Genomic DNA, 21,096 nt, shown 5'->3' on the forward strand with positions numbered 1-21,096 from the left:
TTGCCGTGCTCAGATGCTCGGCACAAGGCCGAGCATGACGGAGGAGAGGTTGTCAACAAAGTAGGGAACACCTGATATAAGGCGTTCCCTAGTGGTTCGGGCGATCTCAATCCTTCGGCTCGAAATCCGCCGGCCGGCGGCCGGCGCTCTGTCGCGACAGCATCCAGCCCGGATATTCCGGAGCAAGCGCGCTCACCTCGTCGAGCTTCGTCATATCGTCGCCATCGAGCTTCAGCTTGACGGCGGCAAGATTCTGGTCGAGCTGGTCGACATGCTTGGCACCGATGATGACGGTGGTGACGAAAGGCTTGGCGAGGATATAGGCGAGCGCCACGGTGGCGACGCCCACACCGTGCTTTTCGGCGACCTCACGCATGACGGCGACACAGGCCCAGGCCTTGTCCTTGTCAACAGGCGGGAAGTCGAAGCTGGCGCGGCGGCCCTCGCCGTTGCCGGGCGCGCCGGGACCGTATTTGCCGGACAGGAGACCGCCGGCGAGCGGCGACCAGACCATCAGCCCGAGCTTTTCCTCCTGCATCATCGGCACGATGTCGCGTTCGAGATCGCGGCCGGCGATGGAATAATAAGCCTGCACCGTCTCGAAGCGGGCAAAGCCGCGGCGCTCGGAGAGGCCGAGCGCCTTGGAAATGCGCCAGGCCTGCCAGTTGGAGACGCCGATATAGCGCACGAGGCCGCGGGAAACGAGATCGTCAAGAGCGCGCAGCGTCTCCTCGATCGGCGTCACCGTGTCGGTCGCGTGGATCTGATAGAGGTCGATATGATCGGTCTGCAGGCGCTTAAGACTCGCCTCGACGGAATCCATGATATGGCCGCGCGAGGCGCCGCGGTCGTTCGGCTTGTCGCCCATGACGCCATAGACCTTGGTGGCGATGACGACGTCCTTGCGGGGGATGTCTAGGTTCTTCAGCGCCTGGCCGAGCAGCCTTTCGGATTCGCCGGATGAGTAGACGTCGGCCGTGTCGATGAAGTTGACGCCTGAGGCAAGCGAGCGCTCGACGATCCGGTCGGCCGCATTCTGGTCGACATCGGCGATGGCGCCCCACATGGTGCCCTGTTTGGCTTCGCCGAAGGTCATGGTGCCCAGGCAGATTTCCGAGACGAAAAGCCCCGTATTACCGAGTTGATTGTAACGCATGGTCGAAAAAATCCTTTGTGTCTGCCGCAAGAGGGGCTTGCGAACTGAAGAACTTCATTTTTTGATTATTGGCCTGCGCGTGACAGGCACAGCCGTGGCTGGCTGCAAGGTGAGGCACACTCGATGTAGTGCAGCGGCGGCGCTTTTCAACGCCGCGCCCTGCCGCGGCGGAGATGAGCGCCCTTGTCTCGACACAGCCCTTGTCTCGACGCAGGCGAGCGATAGATTGCCGGCCATATCTCGATTAAAGAGTTAGAGCATGATGTCATCCGAAAACCGCTCACACTTTTCGGCATCATGCTCAAAGGTACGCATATGACGACGCGACCACTGACCACGATCGGCTTCGATGCCGACGACACGCTCTGGCAGAACGAACAATATTACCGGCTGACGGAAGCGCATTTCACCGGGCTTCTTGCCGATTTCGCCGAAGGGCCGAAGATTTCCGAACGGCTGCTGGAAGCCGAAAAGCGCAACCTTCGCCATTACGGCTTCGGCATCAAGGGTTTTACGCTGTCGATGATCGAAACGGCGATCGAGATCACCGAAGGCAAGGTGCCCGCCGGCGTGATCGCCAAGATCCTCGATACCGGCCGCGATCTTCTTTCCCATCCGGTCGAAACCATGCCGCATGTGCGCGACACGCTGGAAGCGCTTTCCGGCAAATATCTGCTTGTGATGATCACCAAGGGCGATCTGTTCGACCAGGAGCGCAAGCTTGCCCAATCCGGGCTCGGCGACTTCTTCGATGCCGTCGAGATCGTTTCCGACAAGACCGCCGTCACCTATCGCCGCATCTTCGCCAAGGTCGGCGACGGACCGGAACGGGCGATGATGGTCGGCAATTCGCTGAAATCGGACATCGTGCCGGCGATCGCCGCCGGCAGCTACGGCGTCTTCGTGCCGCACGAACTGACCTGGGTGCTGGAACATGTGGACGAGCCGACGGAGGCGCCGCGCTTCCGCAAGATCGGCCATCTCGGCGAATTGCGCGACCTGATCGACCGGCTGGCATAGCCGGACGCTCCCCCTATTGCTGTTTGGCAGGCGCCTTCGGAAAGAGCGACGGCGGCTGCGGTTCGGCCGGCGGCTGCGGCTGCTTCGGGGCAGCGGCCAAGGGCTCGATCAGGATGCTGAAGGGAGCGCCGAGACCGCGGCGCGGCGAGACCTTGGAATAATAGGGACGCAGCAGCCAGGTGGTATTTTCCTTGACCGTCGTCTCGAAGCTCATGCCGTCCTCGTCGGTGCCGAAGAAGGCCTCGTCATCCGGTTTCGACAGGTCGAAGATCGCCAGGAAGGCAAATTTGCTCTTGGTGGCAAAGCCGATCTTCACATGCTGGCCGGCGCGCACCGGCAGCGTGTAGACATGGCCGTTGCCGAACTTCGTCCAGCCTTTCAGCTGCATGGTGACGGCCGGGAACTGCAGCTTCTCCAGCTTTTCGCCCGGGTCGAGCTGCGGCGTCTGCGCCAGCGCGGGGATCGTCAGGAAGAAAAGGGCAGCGGCTGCGATCAATGTTCTCACGGATGCATCTTCTTTCATGGTCGGACCAGCACGGCGCGCATCGCCTCGACCTCGGGCCGGCAGAAGCAGCCCTCCAGATGATCGTTGACGAGACCCATCGCCTGCATGAAAGCATAAACTGTGGTCGGGCCGACAAAGGTCCAGCCGCGTTTCTTCAGATCCTTGGAAATGATCACCGATGTCGGCGTCGTCGGATTGGCGACGATATGCTCGCGGTCGACCACGCCGGGCCGCTCGTTATGCCCCGGTTCGTAACGCCAGAAATAATGGGCGAGCGAGCCGAACTCGTCCCTCAGCGCAATGGCGCGCCTGGCATTGTTGATGGTGGAGACGATCTTGCCGCGATGGCGGATGATGCCGGCATCGGCAAGGCAGCGAGCGACGTCCTCGTCGCCGAACAGCGCGACCTTGTCGAAATCGAAGCCTGAGAAGGCGGCGCGGAAATTCTCGCGCTTGCGCAGGATCGTCAGCCAGGAAAGACCGGACTGGAAACCTTCAAGGCAGATCTTCTCGAAGAGGCGGATGTCGTTCGTAACAGGGCGGCCCCATTCCTCGTCATGATAGCGGAGATAGTCGGGCAGATTGGCGTGCCAGTGGCAGCGGCTCCTGCCGTCCTCGCCGATGATGATGCCTGTCTCGCTCATGTCCGCTTCATTCCCGGGTCCGTCTGTTCGCCGGTCCGCTTGGTTTTCCGGTCATGATTCCGGCTTTACCATTTGCAAACCGTCTTTCCAAACCGAACGGTAACCCTGACGAAAAGTTTATCCGGCCGGTCGGGTTTTCATGAATCGATCTTTACCATTCGCTGGCGGATTGGGTGGCAGCGTCTTTCCCGGGCGGGGACATCTCCGCCCGGGCGGAACATCTCCGCCAGCGCATTTTCGGCCATTTGTAGAGAGTCCGTCCGATGATGAAACAGCTTGTTCTTGCCGCAGCCGTCTTCGGCATTTTCTCCGCGGCCGCCCTTGCAGACGACCGCTACGCCACGCGCCCGCCCGTCGTGCTCAGCCCCGACCTGACCGCGCCCTGGATCAACCAGCTCGGCGGCGGCGCGGTTCGTCCCGTCGTCTATCAGCGGCCGGTCGTCCGGCAGCCGCAGCGCGGGCTTTTCCAGCGCCGCGTGCTGCGCCAGGCGCCGCAAGTCGCACCGCAGACCGTCTCGGCGATCAATCCTGGTATACCGTCGATCCGCCATCCGATCGAGCCGCAATTCCTGCCGCAGATGGTCGATTACGACACTGAGGAAAAACCCGGCACGATCGTCATCGATACCAACAACCGCTTCCTCTATCTGGTGATGGACGGCGGCAAGGCGCGCCGTTACGGCGTCGGCGTCGGCAAGCCCGGTTTCGAATGGGCGGGCGCCCACAAGATCACCCGCAAGCAGGAATGGCCGGACTGGACGCCGCCTTCCGAAATGATCAGCCGTGAAGCCGCCAAAGGCCACTACCTGCCGGCGCGGATGGATGGCGGCGCGGAAAACCCGCTCGGCGCCCGCGCCATGTATCTCGGCTCGACGCTTTACCGCATCCACGGCACCAACGCGCCCTGGTCGATCGGCAGCGCCGTCTCCTCCGGTTGTATCCGGTTGCGCAACGAGGATGTCGTCGATCTCTATGACCGCGTCAGCGTCGGAACCCGTGTCGTCGTCATGTAACGGCACATACGATATCTTGGAAGCCGCAAGAACAGGCGGCTTCCTTTCCCGAAAATGCTTTATCCGGCCGAGCCGATCTTGAATCGGGCAGAAGTTCATGTAGCTTCAGGCGGATTTGCTTGAGGGGAATCGATCATGATCAAATTGATGCCAGGTCTGGCCGCGGCCGGACTTGTCCTGTCCTTGATGTCCACATCCGCCTTTGCCGCGCCTGCCGGCTCCGACAATACGCAGCGCCCGGCGCAAGCCGTGCGTGTGGCGCAGATGCCGAAATATGTGAAGCCGCAGTTCAAGCGCAAGAAAGTGCGGCTGGTGACGACGGAAGCGGCCGGCACCGTGATCATCGATACCAACAACAAATATCTCTATCTCGTCGAAGGCAGCAACCGCGCCACCCGCTACGGCATCGGCGTCGGCCGCGACGGCTTCGGCTGGTCGGGTATCGTCAAGATCGGCCGCAAGGCCGAATGGCCGAGCTGGACGCCGCCGGCCGAAATGCGCCGCCGCGAAGCCGCCAAGGGCCACATCATTCCCGCTTTCCAGGAAGGTGGCGAGGACAATCCGCTCGGTGCGCGGGCCATGTATCTCTATCAGGGCGGCCGCGACACCATCTTCCGCATCCACGGCACCAACCAGCCCTGGACGATCGGCCTCAACATGTCTTCCGGCTGCATCCGGATGATGAACCAGGACGTGACGCATCTCTATGATCGCGCCCCCGTCGGCACCAAGGTAATCGTCATCGGCCCCGGCAACAGGCAGGGTAAGGTGGCATTCGAGGACCGGGGCATCGACGTGCTGCGGACGATGTTCGGCGGCTGAGCAACACTGACGAAAAAAACGAAGGGCGCTTTTTGACGCGCCTTTTGTTTTGCTTAGACTTTGCGGCGGAAAACTGGCAAAGCTGCCCAAGAGTCGACTTATTTAAATATTGGGGCCATTCAATGACATATGCGCTGCGTTCCTCAGCATCCCTGCTTGCGGGCATTGCGTTTTTCACGATCTGTTCGGCAGCCTCCGCTTCGGCGGAAGACCTGCAATTTTCTGTCTATGGCGGCTATCAGACCGCACCGCACAGCGGCGTCGATCTCTCCGACGGCACGCATTTCACCGCCGGCTGGGAAGGCAAATCCTTCGGCGCCCCGCCTTATTACGGCGGTCGCGTCACCTGGTGGCTGGAGAATTTCAACAAGCCGAACTGGGGTATCTCGCTCGATTATACCCATGACAAGGTCTATGCCGACGACGATACGCTCGCCAAGACCGGCTGGTCGCATTTCGAATTCACCGACGGCCTGAACCTGCTGACGGTGAACGGCCTCTATCGCTTCCAGGATCCGAGCCGCCGCTGGACCCCCTATCTCGGCGCCGGTGTCGGCGTGAACATTCCGCATGTCGAAGTGATTCGCCCCGAAGGCAAGACCTGGGCTTATGAATTCGGCGGCGTGACGCTGCAGGCCCAGGCCGGCGTCGACTTCAAGGTGACCGACCGCTGGTCGACCTTCGTCGAATACAAGGGCACCTATTCGCGCGTCGACGTTCCGATCGACAGCGGCGTGGACCTGAAGACCAACATCTTCACCAACGCCGTCAATGTCGGCGTGTCATTCCACTGGTAATCGCCACTGGTAATCGAGAATTCCGGCTGCGGCGCTATTTCGTGCCGCAGCTGACCTTACCCTCGGCGGCATAGGGTTTGTCCCCGCCTTCGATCTTCAGGGCATAGGTGCCGGTAAAATTTGCAGCCGGCTTGCCGCGTTCGCCGGCAACCACCACCAGATCCAGCGTTGCACCGCCTGTGTCGTCCTCGCCGCCGTCGACGACCTCCAGCAGCAGCTCGCCGTCACGCGACCAATGGTTGGTCAAGTGCTGCGATTCGAACACGCGTTTTCCGAACACGCTCGATTGCGCCTGATCCTTGACGACAAGCGCGCCGCGGAAATGGTTGAGCTTGTGGCCGGCATCGCTGGCGAAACCGCTTTCGAGCGTGAAGCGCGCCTGCGCGTCATCGGCAGAACAGAAATAGCGGCTGTCGGCATGGGCAGCGCCCGCCGCACCGAGCAGTCCGGCAAATACGATCATTCCCCGCCACATCGTCTAAACTCCCGAGACAGGCCCGACAGGCCTTTCACGTCAGCCTAACGGCAAATCTCTTAATTTTTCCGGCACAGCGCCGCCATAAGCCCAATCGAGCAGCTCGACCGTATGCAGGATCGGCATGCCGGTGCCGGTGGCGATCTGGGTGATGCAGCCGATATTGCCGGTGGCGATGATATCGGCCTTGGTGGCTTCGATGTTCTTGACCTTGCGTGCCTTCAGGGCCGCCGAGATCTCCGGCTGCATGATGTTGTAAGTGCCGGCAGAGCCGCAGCAGAGATGGCCTTCGGCGGGATCACGCACGGTAAAGCCCGCCGCTTTCAGCAATTGCTTCGGCGTCAGCGTGATGCGCTGGCCGTGCTGCATGGAACAGGCGGAGTGATAGGCGACCGTGATGCTCTTCGGCATGTGCGCCGGCAGGTCGAGGGTTGCGAGATATTCGGTGATGTCTTTCGCGAGGCCCGAGACCCTCGCCGCCTTGGCGGCATAGGCGGGATCGAGGCGTAGCATATGGCCGTAATCCTTGATCGTCGTGCCGCAGCCCGAGGCGGTGATGATGATCGCGTCGAGCCCCTGCCCGTCGATCTCGCGCATCCAGAGATCGACATTGGCCCGCGCACTGGCGAGCGCCTGTTCGGCGCGGCCCATGTGATGAACGAGCGACCCGCAGCAGACCTCGCCTTCCGGCAGCACCACCTCGACGCCGAGCCGGGTCAACAGCCGGATCGCCGCCGCATTGATGCCGGGATCGAGCACCGGCTGGGCGCAGCCGGAAAGCATCGCCACCCGGCCGCGCCGTTCCGTTTCGGGCAGGTAACTGCCGGGCTTTGCCAAGGCCGACGCTGCCGGAATGTGGCGCGGCGCAAGCGCCAGCATGGCGGCAAAGGGTTTGAGTGCCGCCCCCCGCATCAGCCCGGCAAAGGGCCGACCGAGGCGGGCGAGATTGAGCGCCAGGCGGAACCGGCCGGGATAGGGCAGCACGGCGGCAAGGATGGCGCGCGTCAGCCGGTTCATCAATGGGCGCTTATAGGTCTTTTCGATATGGGCGCGGGCGTGATCGACCAGATGCATGTAATCGACGCCGGAGGGACAGGTGGTGACGCAGGCAAGGCAGGAGAGACAGCGGTCGATATGGGTGACGACCTCGGCATCGGCCGGCCGGCCGTTTTCCAGCATGTCCTTGATCAGGTAGATGCGGCCGCGCGGGCTGTCGAGCTCATTGCCGAGCGTCACATAGGTGGGACAGGTCGCGGTGCAGAAACCGCAATGGACACATTTACGCAGAATCTGCTCGGATTCGGCGACATCGGGGTCGGAAAGTTGGGCGGGGGTGAAGTTGGTTTGCATCTAGCGGGGCCTCCGCTCCAGGGGCGTTGTGCTTGGGGCACCCCCCTCTGTCCTGCCGGACATCTCCCCCACAAGTGGGGAGATTGGCTGGGATTGACGGCCTCCCCAAACAACGAAAGCGCTGTGACTGCGATACGCCAGATAGGAAGCGATCGTCCAACCTCTTGCCGATCTCCCCCCTTGTGGGGGAGATGTCCGGCAGGACAGAGGGGGGTACTCCGCGCACAGACTCATCTTCTCACCCCATCTTCCCCGGATTAAAAATCCCCGCCGGATCGAATTTCTCCTTCACCCGCTGCGACAGCATCGCCACCGCCTCGGGCTCCGGATGAAACGCCGCGGTTGCCGCCCTCGCCTGCCCCGTTGCGCGGATCAGCGTCGCATGGCCGCCGCCGAGCGCCTTGATGTAGCGGCGGACCAGCTCGCCCTCGGGACCGGCCTCCATGCGCATCCAGACGAGACCGCCCTGCCAATCATAGAAGGCATCGACGCCGGCTTCGAGGCGGAGCGCGGCGACCAGCTGATGGCCGGTGCCGGGGGCGACCGAGACGCGCCAAACCGGCCGCGCCGTGCCGTCGGCATAGGGCAGCACCTCGCGGATTTCCCGCCAGAGCCTGCGGCTTTCCGGTTCATCCAGCCGTGTCACCGCTGCGAAGACCGACATTGCCGCCGCAAGCTTTTCGATGCGCACATCGACCGAACCGGCGAGGCCTTCGATGCGCAGAACCGTCGCCTCGCCTTCCGGCAGCTTGCCGGCAAGGAATTTCCAGGTCACCGTCAGCGGCAGATGCGCGGCACCCGAGACTTCGACCGGCAGCGCCATCGCCGCCGCCATGGCGTTTGCTGCCTCTGCGTCGTTGAGGCCTGACAGAAGCAGCGTTCGCTCGGTTTTCGGACGGGGCGGCACGCGGAAGGTGACTTCCGTCAGAAAACCGAGTGTTCCGTACGAGCCGGCGATCAGCTTGACCAGGTCGAGGCCGGTGACGTTCTTCATCACGCGGCCGCCGGCCTTGATGATCTCGCCTTTGCCGTTGACGAAGCGCACACCGAGCAGGCTGTCGCGGGCAGCCCCCGCAATGATGCGACGCGGGCCAGAGACATTGGCGGCAAAGACGCCGCCAATCGTCGGCTCGCCTGACCTCGCCATAATCGGGCGATGATCCATCGGCTCGAAGGCAAGCATCTGGCTACTTTCCGACAGCGCCGACTCGACCTCGGCAAGCGGCGTACCTGAACGGGCTGTCATGACCATCTCGCCGGGATTGTAGGCGACGATGCCGGAAAGCCTGGTCGATCGCAGCCGGTCTTCGGCTGCAACGGCATTGCCGAAGCCCGAGCGCGTATCGCCGCCGCAGATCGCAAGCGGCCGGTTCATCTCCTGATGTGCGCGGACGATCGCCGCCGCCTGTTCCTCGCTCGTCGGCATCAGATCGATCATGCCGCGGGGCGTCCTTCCAGCGGAAAGACTTTCGAAGGATTGAGAAGCCAGCCGGGATCGAAGGCGGCGCGCGCCGCCATCTGCTGGGCGAGATCGACTTCCGAATATTGATGCCGCATCAGGTCGCGTTTCTCGATGCCGACGCCATGTTCGCCGGTGAGGCAGCCGCCGGCATCGACGCAGAGCTTGAGGATATCGTTGCCTGCCGCCTCGGCGCGGGCGGCATCCTCGGGATCGTTGGCGTTAAAGAGGATCAGCGGATGCATGTTGCCGTCGCCGGCATGGAAGACATTGGCGACCCGCAACCCGTAGTGATCGATGATCTCCGCGGTTCTCTTCAGCACATGGGACAGCTGGCTGAGCGGCACGGTGCCGTCCATGCAGATATAGTCAGCAATGCGGCCGGTGGCGCCGAAGGCGGATTTGCGGCCCTTCCAGATCAGCGCCGCCTCGGTCGCCGACTGGCATTCGCGCACCGTCTTGACGCCGTGCCGGCGGGCGATCTCGACAATGTCCTTCAAGGTCGCGTCCATTTCCGCTTCCGAGCCTTCGACCTCGACGATCAGGAGCGCGCCGACATCGAGGGGATAACCGGCATGGGCAAAGGCCTCGCAGATCTCGATCGCCGGCTTGTCCATGAATTCGATCGCAACCGGGATGATGCCGGCGGCGATGACATCGGCGACACAGGCGCCGGCCTCTTCCGACGCTTCGAAGCCGAAGAGCACCGGGCGCGCGCCCTCCGGCTTGGCGATCAGCCGCACGGTCGCCTCGGTGACGATGCCGAGCTGGCCTTCATGGCCGCAGACGAGACCGAGCAGGTCGTAGCCGGCCGCATCCAGCGCCTTGCCGCCGAGTTCGATCACCGTGCCGTCGACCAGCACCATCCTGACGCCGAGCAGATTGTTGGTGGTGACGCCGTATTTCAGGCAATGGGCGCCGCCGGAATTCATGCCGATATTGCCGCCGATGGTGCAGGCGAGCTGCGAACTCGGATCGGGTGCGTAGAAAAATCCGTCCGCCGAGACGGATTCCGAGATATTGAGATTGGTGACGCCGGCCTGCACCACGGCAGCGCGATTGGGCAGATCGATTTCGAGGATACGGTTCATCTTCGACAGGCCGAGCACGACGGCATCTTCCTGCGGAATGGCGCCGCCGGAAAGCGAGGTGCCGGCGCCGCGCGGCACGACGGGAATGCCGTAGCGGTGGCAATAACGCATGATGGCCGAAACCTCGGCCGTGGTGCGCGGCAAAGCGACGGCGAGCGGCAGGCGGCGGTAGGACACGAAAGCATCGGTCTCGAAGGGAACCAGCTCACGCGCCTCATGCACCAGGCATTCCGGCGGCAGAAGATCTGTGAGATCGGCGACGATCTGAGCACGGCGGGCCAGGACGTCTGCGCGGGGTTTGAGAAACGGAATGGCGTCGGACATGGCGCTCTCAGGCCTCTGACATCGTGACGACGGGAAATGACGGCCGCAAACCTCCTGCCGCCGATAAATCGGCTTAGCACTTTCCCGAAAGGGGCGCAAATGCTAAGCACTTATGCCAAAAGGGGAAAAAATCGAAAACCGCATGACCAATCTCGGCGATCTCGAAATCTTTGCCAAGGTCGTTTCGACGGGCAGCATGTCGCTTGCCGGGCGGGCGCTCGGCTTCTCCCCGGCCGTCGTCTCCAAGCGGATCAAGCGGCTGGAGGACCGGCTCGGAACCCGGCTATTGCAGCGCACGACGCGGCAGATCTCGCTGACGGAAGCCGGCCAGGGTTTCTACGACCGCGTTCTCGGCATTCTCGCCGGTCTGGAAGAGGCGGAATTCTATATTTCCGGCCGCTCGGCGCAGATGCACGGCACGCTGAAGATCTCGGCGCCGACCTCCTTCGGGCGCATGCACATCGCGCCGCATCTGAAGGCGTTCATGCAGGCGCATCCGGAGCTGGCGATCAATCTGGTGCTGACCGACGAATTCAGCGACATCGTCGGCGGCGGCTTCGATCTGGCGATCCGCATCGCCGAACTTACCGATTCGAGCCTTGTCGCCCGCCGGCTGGCGCCGGTGCGCCGGCTGCTCTGCGCCTCGCCGGATTATCTCGCGGCACACGGCAAGCCGAGGCACATCGACGAACTGAAACACCATCGCTGCCTGCCGGCGCATAATGGCGATACCTGGCGGCTGAACGGGCCGGACGGGATGCTCAGCCTGCGGCCGGAGGGCATGCTGATCAGCAATTCCAGCGAGGTGATCCGCGAGGCGGTCATCTCAGGTCTCGGGATCGCGCTGCGGTCCACCTGGGATATCGGCGAAGAGCTGAAGGCCGGCCGGCTGGTGCAGGTGCTGCCGGCCTATGAGGGCTCGCACAATGTCGCGCTTTCGGCCGTCTATCCGAGCCGGCAGTTCCTGCCGGCCAAGGTGCGGCTGTTCATCGACTATCTCGCCGAGCTTTACGGGCCTGTGCCCTATTGGGAGCGCTGACGGCAGGCGCCCGTTTCAGCGCGAGAGATCGAGATAGGCGTTCGCCACCATCGCGTCGATATCGCCGGGCACAGGCACGACGCAGGATTCGGGGCCGACCTTGCCCCTGGCGATGCGTTCCAGGCAGCGGGCCTGCAGGGTGAAGCCGAGATCCATCGATTCGACCGTGTTGCCGAGCGGCCGCGGGCCGGCGAGATTGACCATGTGACCGCCGCCGAGCACATGGAAAGAGCGGCCGTCGCTGAGATGGAAGGTCTCGATGTGATCGGCCTCGTAACGATCGATGCCGATGACATCGGGATGGCGGCGGAAGGCTTCGACCTCGATTTCATGCGGGAAATGACCGCCATTCATCAGGATCGCGCCGTCCTTCAAAAGCGGCAGGTCGGCTGCCGTGATGATATCGGCAAAACCGGTTACGGTGACGAGAATATCGGCCGAGCGGATCGCCGCCTCGCGCAGCGGCGTCGCGAAACCGTCGAGATGCGCTTCGAGCGCCGTTACCGGATCGATATCGACGACGCTGACGGTCGAAAAGGCATTGCGGAAACAGGCGGCCGTGCCCTTGCCGCAGGCGCCGTAGCCGAACACCGTCACACGTTTGCCGTTGGTCGAGCGGTTGGTGAAGCGCAGATAGCTTTCGAACAGGCTCTGTCCGACGGCATGCCTGTTTTCGGCGAACTGCTTGATTGGGCTGTCGTTGATGACGAGGATCGGCATGGCGAGGCGCTCGCGCAGCGGCAACAGGCGGGTGCGGCCCGAGGTGGTTTCCTCGGTGCCGCCGCGCAGATCGGCATAGGGGTTTTCCGCCGCGATGGCGAAGAGATCGCCGCCATTGTCGAGCAGCAGATCCGGCCTTTCGGCTATCACCGCTTCGAGGCTGCCATGGTGGGCGGCCGGATCGGTCGTCTGCGTGGCGAAGACCGTAAAACCCTGCGAACGCAGAAACTCGACCGTCGAAGGCTGGGTGCTGTTGAGATTGCCGGTGCAGACGAGGCGCGCCCCGCCGGCGCGAAGCGTCATCAGCAGCGCCACCGTCTTCGGCTCCAGATGAATGCCGGTGCCGATCGACAGTCCCGCGAAGGGCCGCGTCCGCTCGAATTCGGCTGCCGTCGCCTTCAGCAGCCGGCAGCTGCCGCCGATCCAGTCGATGCGCGTCGCGGTCTTTTCCATTATCTCATCCCTGTTGCCGATATCCCGCTATTTCTAGCGATGCCGCAGGGCGGCAAACATGGAGGTTATTCTGATGTTGGAGCAGAAAAACTGCCCTTTCCGCGCCCGGATTGGCGCAGCCAGCCGGACAAAGCGGCGAAAGCCGGACGTTTTGCGTCCGGCGTGCGGCAGCAGAGGCTGTAGCCGGACGGACGGGCGATGAAACCATAGGGCGCGACCAGTTGCCCGCGCTGAAGATCGTCCTCGATCGAGGCGCGCGGCGCAAGGGCGATGCCGAGCCCGGAGCGGGCGGCAGCGAGCGCCAGCAGCAGATCCTCGAATTCTTGGACGCGGGAAAAGACGACCGGCTGGGTGCCGCTTTCGGCAAACCATTCGTCCCAGAGTTTTGGAACGCTGCGGCTCGCAAGCATGGTCAGCCGACCCATCGCCGCCGGGCTCTCCGATAGGGTCGCTGCAAGTGCCGGCGTTGCGACCGGACCGAACTCGTCTTCCATGAAACGCACCGCAGTCACGCCGGCAGCCGGCCGGTATTCGCCGCCCATGATCACCGCGTCCAGTTCCGGGTGCATCTGCAATGGTTCGACGACGGTCATCGGTACGATATCGACCGCCGTATCGCCGAGGTTCGCCTGCATGTCGGCAACGCGCGGCATCAGCCACCAGACCGCGAAAGCGGAGGGCACGCCGAGCCGGATGCGACCCGGCACGATGCCCGAGAGCTCGTAAGCGGCGCGTTGCAGAATGTCGAAAGCCGCGCTCGATGCTGCGGCGAAAGCGCTCGCCTCTGCGGTCGGGACCAGCCTGCGGCCGTCACGAACAAAGAGCTTGCGGCCGAAGTGACCCTCCAGCGTGGCAATCTGCTGGCGCACGGCGCCGCGCACCACCTTCAGCTCTTCGGCGGCCTTCAGAATGCTGCCGTGGCGGCAGACGGCCTCGAAGGCGCGGACGGCATTGAGCGGTGGAAGACGCATGAGGACCACGATCAGAAATGATAGTGGATCACTTGATCTTGCCATTGAAGGAAAGGCAAGACCACGCCATATTGTACAGCTGTGCAATGTGACGCATTCGAGACAGGACGTGACGGATTTCTGAGCCTGCCCCAGCTCGATTTCCCTTATTGAACGCCGATCAAATCCCGTTTCGGAACGTCCGCGGCTTTGGATTGTGTAAGCTTTTCGTGATACACGTTTATGAGTGATTCCTAACAACCACTGCGAAGGTGACCCGACAATTGACTCTTCTCGCCCGATTGGCATCCGATGTGCAACTGATGTTCCGGCGTCCGCCGCGACAGCAATATGGTGCGATCTGCTATCGGGTGAAAAAGAAGAGTGACGATGTCGAGGTGATGCTAATGACCAGCCGCGACACCGGCCGCTGGGTCATTCCCAAGGGCTGGCCGATGACGGGTAAATGCGCTCATGAGGTCGCAGCACAGGAAGCCTTCGAGGAAGCCGGCGTCCGCGGCGCGGTCGAGACGGAGACGCTCGGCGCTTACAGCTATTCGAAAGTCCTGCGCGACGGCGTGCAGGTGGCCTGCAAGGTGCAGGTCTATGCGCTCGAAGTCACCGACATGGCGAAGAATTTCAAGGAAAAGGGCGAACGCCGCATCGAATGGGTCTCGTTCGACGAGGCGGCCGGGCGCGTGCGCGAGCCGGAACTGCGCGGCCTTTTGCTGGCCTTCAAGCGAAAGATGACCGAGAGGCTTTCGGCCAAAGCGGTAAAGCAGGGACCGGCAGGAAAGCAAATTCCGGCGGAATGAATCCTGCCATCTTGCGCTGCTAGAAAAGTGGCGTAGAAGCAGATTTCATCGCCTGGGAAAAGAATGCCGCCACGTCCCACAGTCCTCACGAAACGCACGCTCGACAAGGACCTCGCCAAGATCACCCATGCCGAGGACGCGGCGAAGCATGTCCTGCGGCGGCTGGTGGCGCCTGGTCTCGGGCTGATCTTCGTCGGTCTCGCCATGCTTTTCGCCGGCGTCTACGTGTTCGACCGGCCGGGAGCGGTGCTCGTCGTGGCGGCGGCAGCCCTTGCCGGCTACATGGCGATGAACATCGGCGCCAATGACGTGACCAACAATGTCGGCGCGGCCGTCGGCGCGCGCGCCATGACGATGGGTCAGGCGCTGGTCATTGCCGCGATTTTCGAGGTTCTCGGCGCGACGATCGCCGGCGGCGAGGTCGTCAAGACGATTTCCTCCAATATCGTCGACGCCGTCCAGGTGCCGCAGGCAGCGCTCGGCTGGATCATGATGGCGGCGCTGATGGCCGCCGCCCTCTGGATCAACCTCGCGACCTGGATGAACGCGCCGGTTTCGACCACCCATGCGATCGTCGGCGCGGTGATCGGCGCCGGCATCGCAGCCGTCGGGCCGGAACCAGTGAACTGGCAGGTGATGCTGGAGATCACCTCGAGCTGGATCACCTCGCCGCTGATCGGCGGGCTGATCGCGGCCGGACTGCTCTATCTCGTCAAGACCCTGATCATCTATCGCGACGACAAGATCGCGGCGGCTCGGCGCTGGGTGCCGGTGCTGGTCGCGGTCATGGCCGGCGGCTTCATGGCCTATATGGTGCTGCAGCTGTCGCCCAGCGGGAAATTTCCGTCTCTCACCATCATCCTCATCGGCATCGGGATCGGGCTGGTCAGCTGGCTTATCGCCCGGCCGCTCGTGCTCGCCCAGGCGCACAATCTCGAAAACCGCAACAGCTCGCTGCGGGTGCTGTTCCGGCTGCCGCTCATCGGCTCGGCGGCGCTGCTTTCCTTCGCGCATGGCGCAAACGATGTTTCGAACGCGGTCGGGCCGCTTTCGGCGATCGTCCACTCGGTCGGCATCGGCGGCGGTGACGGCATTGGCCATCCGCCGCTCTGGGTCATGCTGATCGGCGCCTTCGGCATCTCCGTCGGCCTGCTGCTGTTCGGGCCCCGCCTCATCCGCCTCGTCGGCGAGGAGATCACCAAGCTCAATCCGATGCGCGCCTATTGCGTCGCGCTGTCGACCGCCTTCACCGTCATCGTCGCCTCCTGGCTCGGCCTGCCGGTCAGCACCACGCATATCGCCGTCGGCTCCGTCTTCGGCGTCGGCTTCTTCCGTGAATGGTATACGCGCCATTCGAAGCGCCGCATCGCCTATATCAGGCGCAGGGTCGAGAGCTTCGATATCGACGAACCGGAGGAGCCGAACGTCCACGAGACGCGGCGGCGCTATCTCGTGCGCCGCTCGCATTTCATGACGATCATCGCCGCCTGGATCGTCACCGTGCCGGTTTCGGCAGCGCTTGCGGCGGGGATTTATTGGGTTATGTTCGCGCTCTTCGTCTAGAACAGGATGCCGTCCGAAAACCACTCACAGTTTTCGGCATCATGCTCTGAAACCCGCGAGTTTTAAATGCGCGCCAATTTCCGCATGCAACGGCTTTTCGTCGACGCGCCGCTTTCTGCCGGCGCCACCCTTGAGGCGAGCGCCGACCAGTTCAACTATCTCGCCAATGTGCTGAGGATGGAGGAAGGTCACGAGCTCCTACTCTTCAACGGCCGTGACGGCGAGTGGAAGGCGACCCTCACCTTCCCCACGCGCAAACGCATTCATCTGAGAGCAATCGAAGAGACGCGGCAGCAGCCGGCGCCCTGCGATCTCTATTATCTCTTCGCCCCGCTCAAGGTCGGCCGCATGGATTATCTGGTGCAGAAGGCGGTGGAAATGGGCGCCGGTCGGCTGTTGCCTGTCATGACCCAGCACGTGCAGGGCAAGATCACCAATCTCGACAAGCTGCGCGCCAATGTCGTCGAAGCGGCCGAGCAATGCGGCGTTCTCGGCATTCCCGAGGTGGCCGAGCCGGTGAAACTCTCCGACCTGCTCGACCGCTGGCCGAAGGAGCGCCGCATCATCTATTGCGACGAGGGCGATGCCGGGCAAAACCCGCTGCCGGTGCTGTCGGCGATCCGGGAAAAGCATCTCGCGCTGCTCGTCGGGCCGGAAGGCGGCTTTTCCGAGGAAGAACGGACGCGGCTTCGAAGCCTCGATTTCGTCACCGCCATTCCGCTCGGACCGCGCATCCTGCGGGCCGATACGGCAGCCGTTGCGGCACTCGCCGTGGTCCAGGCGGCGATAGGCGACTGGAGCTGACGAGAAAAACGGGTGGACATGGAAATTGCTGTTATTTTTTTGATGCGTCATTGAAAGAATTTCACTTGCAACATACGTGGCTTGGGTCCTAATCACCCTTCCAGCTGCCCGGCCCCCTGGGCGCCTTTTCGAATGCAGGTACCCCGCATGGCCCGCGACACCACCGACCAGACGCCGCTCTCTTCGGTTCAGGATCTGACCGATTATATCGCCGCCGGCAACAAGCCGCGGGAGCGCTTCCGGATCGGCACCGAACACGAGAAATTCGCCTTCTTCCGCGCCGACAACAGCCCGGTTCCCTATTTCGGCGATGCCAGCATTTCGGCCCTTTTGACCGGCCTGCAGGCGAAAAGCGGCTGGGAGCCGATCATCGACGGCGGCAACATCATCGGCCTTGCCGAGCAGAACGGCATGGGCGCGATCTCGATCGAGCCCGGCGGCCAGTTCGAACTCTCAGGCGCGCCGCTGGAAACGATCCACGAAACCTGCAGGGAATCGAACCAGCACCTGGCGACGGTGCGCGAAATCGCCGAGCCGATGGGCATCCGCTTCCTCGGCATCGGCGGCAGTCCGAAATGGACCTATGCTGAAACCCCGCAAATGCCGAAATCGCGCTACGAGATCATGACCCGCTATATGCCGAAGGTCGGCAGCCAGGGTCTCGACATGATGTACCGCACCTGCACGATCCAGGTGAACCTCGATTTCTCCTCCGAAGCCGATATGCGCCAGAAGATGCGCGTCTCGATGAAGCTGCAATCGCTGGCGACCGCCCTCTTCGCATCCTCGCCCTTCACCGAGGGCAAGCCGAACGGGCTACTCTCCTGGCGCGGCGATATCTGGCGCGATGTCGATAACCGGCGCGCCGGCCTGCTCGATTTCACCTTCCGCGACGACTTCGGTTTCCGCGACTATGCCGAATGGGCGCTCGACGCGCCGATGTATTTCATCGTCCGCGACGGCCACTATCACGACTGTACCCACGTCACCTTCCGCCAGTTCATGAACGGCGCGCTGAAGGGCGAGGTCGCCGATCCGGCGCCGACGATGGGCGACTGGACCAACCATCTTTCGACGCTCTTCCCTGATGTCAGGCTGAAGCGTTTCCTCGAAATGCGCGGCGCCGACGGCGGCCCATGGCGGCGCATCTGTGCCTTGCCGGCCTTCTGGGTCGGCCTCCTCTACGACGATGCCGCGCTCGACGCCGCCGACGAACTGACGAAAGACTGGAGCTTTGCGGAGGTCGAGGCCCTGCGCAATGCCGTTCCGGCGCAAGGGCTGAAGGCCGAGTTCCGCGGGCATCCGCTCTTCGACACGGCGCGCGACGTGATCGGCATATCAAAGGCCGGCCTCAAGGCGCGCGGCAAGCTCAATCGCGAAGGCCAGGACGAGACGATCTTCCTGGCGCCGCTCGACGAGGTGCTTGCCAAGAAGGCGACGCTCGCCGAGGATCTGCTGTCGCTCTATCACGGCCGCTGGAACGGCTCCGTCGAGCCGGTGTTCGAGGACTATCAGTACTGAGCCTGCGCCGATTTCGCTCCAATTCGGAAAACCGCACGGCGCTTTTGCCGGAAGGGCTTTAAGTTCTTATGGCAAAAAGCCGTTTGCACATTATCGTTTCCGGATATAGTGGCGTTACACGCGTCACGACTCGGGGAAAGGGACCTCCATGCTGCCACTCTTCGACATGATGATGCAGGCGCAGAACGGCGCGGCGATGGAGGCGATCGCCCGCCAGTTCAACCTCGCGCAGGAACAGGCGACCAAAGCGATGGCGGCACTGATGCCGGCCTTCTCAGCCGGCCTGAAACGCAGCACCAGCAACCCTTACGATTTCGTCGGGCTGATGCAGGCCGTCTCCTCCGGCAATTATGCGCGCTATTTCGAGGATATGAACAGGGCCTTCACGCCGGAGGGCATTTCCGACGGCAACAATATCCTTGCCCAGCTTTTCGGCTCGAAGGAGGTTTCGCGCGCGGTCGCCGCCCAGGCCGCACAGATGACCGGCATCGGCCAGGATATTTACAAGCGGATGCTGCCGGTGCTGGCCGATACGCTGATGGGCGGGCTCTTCAAGCAGACGACCGGCCAGATGGCTTCGCCGGTCAACCCCTTCGTCAACACGGCGATGGGCGAGACCATCCAGCAATGGCTCGAAAGTACCGGCTTCGCGCCGAAGCCGAAAGCCGCGCAGCCGAGCATCTTCGACAATCCCTTCACGCAGGCGATGCAGCAGATGTTTTCGATGCCGAAGGCCGAACCGGCACCGCAGCCGAACCCCTTCCTCGACAATCCCTTCGCCAAGGCCTTCCAGGAGATGATGGCCGGGCTTGGTCAGCCGCCGGCAGCCAAGCAACCGGCTGCCAAGACGCAAGAGGCGCCGAAGGAGGAGGCGAAGGTCGCTGCCGACAGCTATAGCGAGATATTGAACGCGATGTTCGACAGCGGGCTGGAAGTGCAGAAGACCTACCAGAGGAACCTGGAAGCGATCTTCGAAACCTATCGGCCGAAGCCGCCTGAAACCAAGGCATAAAAAAACCCGGAGATGGCTTGGGAAAGCCGATCACCGGGTCAAGCGGCAGGGCTATTGGCTATCACCCTGCGGGGAAACTCGACGCTCCTATTCGTTGTAGGAGCGGAAGAGCTGCAGGCGCCAGCGATTGCGCGCCGAGCGCGTCAGATGTTCCGAAGGGTCCTCGAAAAAGGTCGAGGCCAGGAACGCGGAGGTCAGGTCGGCCCTGCTCAGGCCGATATCCCTCAGCTGACTGTCGTTCAGATCGTGCAGCGTGTTGATCTCCATGCGATTGCGGAACCCGCGAAAGAGTGAGACCAGCGGAGTGAGGCCTGCGACCAGACGCTGGAAAAGCGTCGGGGCGAGCTTGCCGCAGTCGAGTTCTGTTGTCCGGTTTGTCATAAGCATCGAACTCTCCTTTCTCGAGGGCACGCAACAACCCACCCCTCCCGCGAGGTCGTGCGGGAAGGGATAAGGCTGAATTCTGCTTGGACAGGCAGGGCGTCTGTCCTTCACTTTGCTTGATTTGCATCCCGAAGATGCCAAAGAGCTATTGATCAGTCCAACGAATGTTTCTAATGATTATCATCAGCTATCTTTATGGGTGACACCATGTCCGCGCCTCTTGATCTCGACCAGTTGCAGACTTTCATCGCCATCGTCGATTCCGGCAGCTTCACCAAGGCCGCCGACCGGGTCTACAAGACCCAATCCGCCGTCTCCATGCAGATGCGCCGTCTCGAAGAGCGCATCGGCAAGCAGCTGTTCATCAAGGATGGACGCGGCAACCGGCTGACGGTCGAGGGTGAAAAACTGCTCAATTATGCCCGACGCATCATCCGTCTCAACAATGAGGCGATCGCGGCCTTCGACGACAACAGGCTGGAGGGGACGTTGCGCATCGGCACGCCCGATGATTACGCCGACCGCTACATGCCCGAAATCATCGGCCGCTTCGCCAAGACGCATCCGAATGTCGAGCTCTACATCGTCTGCGAGCCCTCGGTGGATCTGGCCGAGCGCATGCACAAGGGCGAACTCGACATCGCCCTCGTCACCCACAATCCGCGCGAGCGCATGTCCGATGTGGTGAGAACCGAGCCGCTCTGCTGGGTGGGTTCGGCCAACCATCCGATCCGCGACGACGCGCCGGTGCCGCTTGCCGTCGGCCGGCGCGATTGCCAGTGGCGCCAGCTTGCCTGCTCGGCGCTCGATGCGGTGGGGCGCGAACACCAGATCCTGTTCACCAGCTGGTCCTGCACCGTCGTCGCCGCCGCCGTGCTTGCCGGCATGGCGGTCTCGGTGATGCCGGAATCGGCGCTGCGCACCGGCATGAAAGTGCTGAGCCAGGCGGACGGCTTTCCGGCGCTGCCGCCGGTGCAGATCGGCATCATGAAGCGGCCGGGGGTTTCGCTGTCGCTGATGAACGCGATCACCGCGCATATCACCGCCTGCCTCGACAACATCACGCCTGCCGTCGTCGACGACACGCTGGAGGCGGATGTCAAATCCGCTCAGGCCCGCCTTTATCCGCGGCTGAAGGCCGCCAATATGGTGCCGAGCTGGTAAGAAGGAAGAGGTAAG

At 62.8% G+C, this 21,096-nt stretch carries 21 protein-coding genes; 11 read left to right on the forward strand and 10 right to left on the reverse strand.

Annotation, left to right across the window (positions count from 1 at the left end):
* Positions 1 to 106: 106 nt before the first annotated feature.
* Entirely contained in the window at positions 107 to 1,156 is a 1,050-nt protein-coding gene (locus QMO80_RS08800; protein WP_283199722.1) for an aldo/keto reductase, read from the reverse strand.
* 315 nt (positions 1,157 to 1,471) lie between these two features.
* Between QMO80_RS08800 and QMO80_RS08805 the strand changes: the two genes are divergently transcribed.
* Positions 1,472 to 2,176: an HAD family hydrolase gene (locus tag QMO80_RS08805; protein WP_003588314.1), complete on the forward strand. Its 705-nt coding sequence runs from the start codon at positions 1,472 to 1,474 to the stop codon at positions 2,174 to 2,176.
* A gap of 13 nt (positions 2,177 to 2,189) precedes the next feature.
* Here the strand turns inward: QMO80_RS08805 and QMO80_RS08810 are convergent, their stop codons facing one another.
* Together QMO80_RS08810 and QMO80_RS08815 are read right to left on the reverse strand one after the other, a co-directional pair.
* The gene (locus tag QMO80_RS08810; RefSeq protein WP_283199723.1) at positions 2,190 to 2,699 is read right to left on the reverse strand and encodes a hypothetical protein; all 510 of its coding nucleotides are present in this window, start codon (positions 2,697 to 2,699) and stop codon (positions 2,190 to 2,192) included.
* Positions 2,696 to 3,325 (reverse strand): DNA-3-methyladenine glycosylase I, encoded by a 630-nt coding sequence (locus QMO80_RS08815; RefSeq protein ID WP_283199724.1) that lies wholly within the window; start codon positions 3,323 to 3,325, stop codon positions 2,696 to 2,698. The genes QMO80_RS08810 and QMO80_RS08815 overlap by 4 nt, the downstream gene beginning before the upstream one ends.
* 263 nt (positions 3,326 to 3,588) lie before the next feature.
* Between QMO80_RS08815 and QMO80_RS08820 the strand changes: the two genes are divergently transcribed.
* The 3 genes from QMO80_RS08820 (at position 3,589) to QMO80_RS08830 (ending at position 5,957) form a co-directional block, all read left to right on the forward strand.
* Positions 3,589 to 4,338, forward strand: coding sequence for a L,D-transpeptidase (locus QMO80_RS08820; RefSeq protein ID WP_283199725.1), 750 nt, complete (start codon positions 3,589 to 3,591; stop codon positions 4,336 to 4,338).
* 135 nt (positions 4,339 to 4,473) lie between these two features.
* Entirely contained in the window at positions 4,474 to 5,160 is a 687-nt protein-coding gene (locus QMO80_RS08825; protein WP_283199726.1) for a L,D-transpeptidase, read from the forward strand.
* A gap of 122 nt (positions 5,161 to 5,282) precedes the next feature.
* Positions 5,283 to 5,957 (forward strand): outer membrane protein, encoded by a 675-nt coding sequence (locus tag QMO80_RS08830; protein ID WP_283199727.1) that lies wholly within the window; start codon positions 5,283 to 5,285, stop codon positions 5,955 to 5,957.
* A 34-nt stretch (positions 5,958 to 5,991) separates the two neighbouring features.
* Here the strand turns inward: QMO80_RS08830 and QMO80_RS08835 are convergent, their stop codons facing one another.
* The 4 genes from QMO80_RS08835 to QMO80_RS08850 all read right to left on the reverse strand — a co-directional run bounded on the left by QMO80_RS08835 (position 5,992) and on the right by QMO80_RS08850 (position 10,656).
* Positions 5,992 to 6,432, reverse strand: coding sequence for a hypothetical protein (locus tag QMO80_RS08835; protein ID WP_283199728.1), 441 nt, complete (start codon positions 6,430 to 6,432; stop codon positions 5,992 to 5,994).
* Between the two features lie 39 nt (positions 6,433 to 6,471).
* Positions 6,472 to 7,782: a glycolate oxidase subunit GlcF gene (glcF, locus tag QMO80_RS08840; RefSeq protein WP_283199729.1), complete on the reverse strand. Its 1,311-nt coding sequence runs from the start codon at positions 7,780 to 7,782 to the stop codon at positions 6,472 to 6,474.
* Positions 7,783 to 8,020: 238 nt separating this feature from the next.
* Complete coding sequence (gene glcE, locus QMO80_RS08845) at positions 8,021 to 9,220, reverse strand: glycolate oxidase subunit GlcE (RefSeq protein ID WP_283199730.1); 1,200 nt, start codon at positions 9,218 to 9,220, stop codon at positions 8,021 to 8,023.
* A complete protein-coding gene (locus QMO80_RS08850) occupies positions 9,217 to 10,656 on the reverse strand; it encodes an FAD-linked oxidase C-terminal domain-containing protein (RefSeq protein WP_283199731.1) in 1,440 nt (479 codons plus the stop codon). Before QMO80_RS08850 ends, glcE begins: the two co-directional genes overlap by 4 nt.
* Before the next feature lie 142 nt (positions 10,657 to 10,798).
* On the opposite strand from QMO80_RS08850, the gene QMO80_RS08855 reads away from it, so the two are divergent.
* Positions 10,799 to 11,695, forward strand: a complete 897-nt coding sequence (locus QMO80_RS08855; protein ID WP_049735913.1) for a LysR family transcriptional regulator — start codon at positions 10,799 to 10,801, stop codon at positions 11,693 to 11,695.
* 15 nt (positions 11,696 to 11,710) lie between these two features.
* Here the strand turns inward: QMO80_RS08855 and QMO80_RS08860 are convergent, their stop codons facing one another.
* Positions 11,711 to 12,868: an adenosylhomocysteinase gene (locus QMO80_RS08860; RefSeq protein WP_283199732.1), complete on the reverse strand. Its 1,158-nt coding sequence runs from the start codon at positions 12,866 to 12,868 to the stop codon at positions 11,711 to 11,713.
* A gap of 65 nt (positions 12,869 to 12,933) precedes the next feature.
* On the reverse strand, positions 12,934 to 13,839 hold the full coding sequence (locus tag QMO80_RS08865) for a LysR substrate-binding domain-containing protein (protein ID WP_283199733.1): 906 nt from the start codon (positions 13,837 to 13,839) through the stop codon (positions 12,934 to 12,936).
* A 263-nt stretch (positions 13,840 to 14,102) separates the two neighbouring features.
* On the opposite strand from QMO80_RS08865, the gene QMO80_RS08870 reads away from it, so the two are divergent.
* From QMO80_RS08870 to QMO80_RS08890, 5 genes are all read left to right on the forward strand, one after another.
* Positions 14,103 to 14,633, forward strand: a complete 531-nt coding sequence (locus QMO80_RS08870) for an NUDIX hydrolase (protein ID WP_283199734.1) — start codon at positions 14,103 to 14,105, stop codon at positions 14,631 to 14,633.
* Positions 14,634 to 14,696: 63 nt separating this feature from the next.
* Entirely contained in the window at positions 14,697 to 16,196 is a 1,500-nt protein-coding gene (locus QMO80_RS08875) for an inorganic phosphate transporter (protein ID WP_283199735.1), read from the forward strand.
* A 66-nt stretch (positions 16,197 to 16,262) separates the two neighbouring features.
* On the forward strand, positions 16,263 to 17,000 hold the full coding sequence (locus QMO80_RS08880; RefSeq protein ID WP_283199736.1) for a 16S rRNA (uracil(1498)-N(3))-methyltransferase: 738 nt from the start codon (positions 16,263 to 16,265) through the stop codon (positions 16,998 to 17,000).
* A 147-nt stretch (positions 17,001 to 17,147) separates the two neighbouring features.
* Entirely contained in the window at positions 17,148 to 18,521 is a 1,374-nt protein-coding gene (locus QMO80_RS08885) for a glutamate--cysteine ligase (protein ID WP_283200147.1), read from the forward strand.
* Between the two features lie 148 nt (positions 18,522 to 18,669).
* The gene (locus QMO80_RS08890; protein WP_283199737.1) at positions 18,670 to 19,533 is read left to right on the forward strand and encodes a DUF937 domain-containing protein; all 864 of its coding nucleotides are present in this window, start codon (positions 18,670 to 18,672) and stop codon (positions 19,531 to 19,533) included.
* An 87-nt stretch (positions 19,534 to 19,620) separates the two neighbouring features.
* Here QMO80_RS08890 and QMO80_RS08895 read toward each other — a convergent pair whose 3' ends face one another.
* Positions 19,621 to 19,920: a DUF1127 domain-containing protein gene (locus QMO80_RS08895; RefSeq protein ID WP_003588349.1), complete on the reverse strand. Its 300-nt coding sequence runs from the start codon at positions 19,918 to 19,920 to the stop codon at positions 19,621 to 19,623.
* A gap of 204 nt (positions 19,921 to 20,124) precedes the next feature.
* On the opposite strand from QMO80_RS08895, the gene QMO80_RS08900 reads away from it, so the two are divergent.
* Positions 20,125 to 21,081 (forward strand): LysR substrate-binding domain-containing protein, encoded by a 957-nt coding sequence (locus tag QMO80_RS08900; protein WP_003588350.1) that lies wholly within the window; start codon positions 20,125 to 20,127, stop codon positions 21,079 to 21,081.
* The last annotated feature ends 15 nt before the right edge of the window (positions 21,082 to 21,096 follow it).

Source organism: Rhizobium sp. BT03, assembly GCF_030053155.1.
In the GTDB taxonomy this organism is placed as follows: Bacteria; Pseudomonadota; Alphaproteobacteria; order Rhizobiales; family Rhizobiaceae; genus Rhizobium.

Excerpts from the sequence above, each read along its gene's own strand:
- QMO80_RS08800 (WP_283199722.1), bottom strand. The coding sequence starts at position 1,156 with ATGCGTTACAATCAACTCGGTAATACGGGGCTTTTCGTCTCGGAAATC.
- QMO80_RS08805 (WP_003588314.1), top strand. The coding sequence starts at position 1,472 with ATGACGACGCGACCACTGACCACGATCGGCTTCGATGCCGACGACACG.
- QMO80_RS08810 (WP_283199723.1), bottom strand. The coding sequence starts at position 2,699 with ATGAAAGAAGATGCATCCGTGAGAACATTGATCGCAGCCGCTGCCCTT.
- QMO80_RS08815 (WP_283199724.1), bottom strand. The coding sequence starts at position 3,325 with ATGAGCGAGACAGGCATCATCATCGGCGAGGACGGCAGGAGCCGCTGC.
- QMO80_RS08820 (WP_283199725.1), top strand. The coding sequence starts at position 3,589 with ATGATGAAACAGCTTGTTCTTGCCGCAGCCGTCTTCGGCATTTTCTCC.
- QMO80_RS08825 (WP_283199726.1), top strand. The coding sequence starts at position 4,474 with ATGATCAAATTGATGCCAGGTCTGGCCGCGGCCGGACTTGTCCTGTCC.
- QMO80_RS08830 (WP_283199727.1), top strand. The coding sequence starts at position 5,283 with ATGACATATGCGCTGCGTTCCTCAGCATCCCTGCTTGCGGGCATTGCG.
- QMO80_RS08835 (WP_283199728.1), bottom strand. The coding sequence starts at position 6,432 with ATGTGGCGGGGAATGATCGTATTTGCCGGACTGCTCGGTGCGGCGGGC.
- glcF (WP_283199729.1), bottom strand. The coding sequence starts at position 7,782 with ATGCAAACCAACTTCACCCCCGCCCAACTTTCCGACCCCGATGTCGCC.
- glcE (WP_283199730.1), bottom strand. The coding sequence starts at position 9,220 with ATGATCGATCTGATGCCGACGAGCGAGGAACAGGCGGCGGCGATCGTC.
- QMO80_RS08850 (WP_283199731.1), bottom strand. The coding sequence starts at position 10,656 with ATGTCCGACGCCATTCCGTTTCTCAAACCCCGCGCAGACGTCCTGGCC.
- QMO80_RS08855 (WP_049735913.1), top strand. The coding sequence starts at position 10,799 with ATGACCAATCTCGGCGATCTCGAAATCTTTGCCAAGGTCGTTTCGACG.
- QMO80_RS08860 (WP_283199732.1), bottom strand. The coding sequence starts at position 12,868 with ATGGAAAAGACCGCGACGCGCATCGACTGGATCGGCGGCAGCTGCCGG.
- QMO80_RS08865 (WP_283199733.1), bottom strand. The coding sequence starts at position 13,839 with ATGCGTCTTCCACCGCTCAATGCCGTCCGCGCCTTCGAGGCCGTCTGC.
- QMO80_RS08875 (WP_283199735.1), top strand. The coding sequence starts at position 14,697 with ATGCCGCCACGTCCCACAGTCCTCACGAAACGCACGCTCGACAAGGAC.
- QMO80_RS08880 (WP_283199736.1), top strand. The coding sequence starts at position 16,263 with ATGCGCGCCAATTTCCGCATGCAACGGCTTTTCGTCGACGCGCCGCTT.
- QMO80_RS08885 (WP_283200147.1), top strand. The coding sequence starts at position 17,148 with ATGGCCCGCGACACCACCGACCAGACGCCGCTCTCTTCGGTTCAGGAT.
- QMO80_RS08890 (WP_283199737.1), top strand. The coding sequence starts at position 18,670 with ATGCTGCCACTCTTCGACATGATGATGCAGGCGCAGAACGGCGCGGCG.
- QMO80_RS08895 (WP_003588349.1), bottom strand. The coding sequence starts at position 19,920 with ATGCTTATGACAAACCGGACAACAGAACTCGACTGCGGCAAGCTCGCC.
- QMO80_RS08900 (WP_003588350.1), top strand. The coding sequence starts at position 20,125 with ATGTCCGCGCCTCTTGATCTCGACCAGTTGCAGACTTTCATCGCCATC.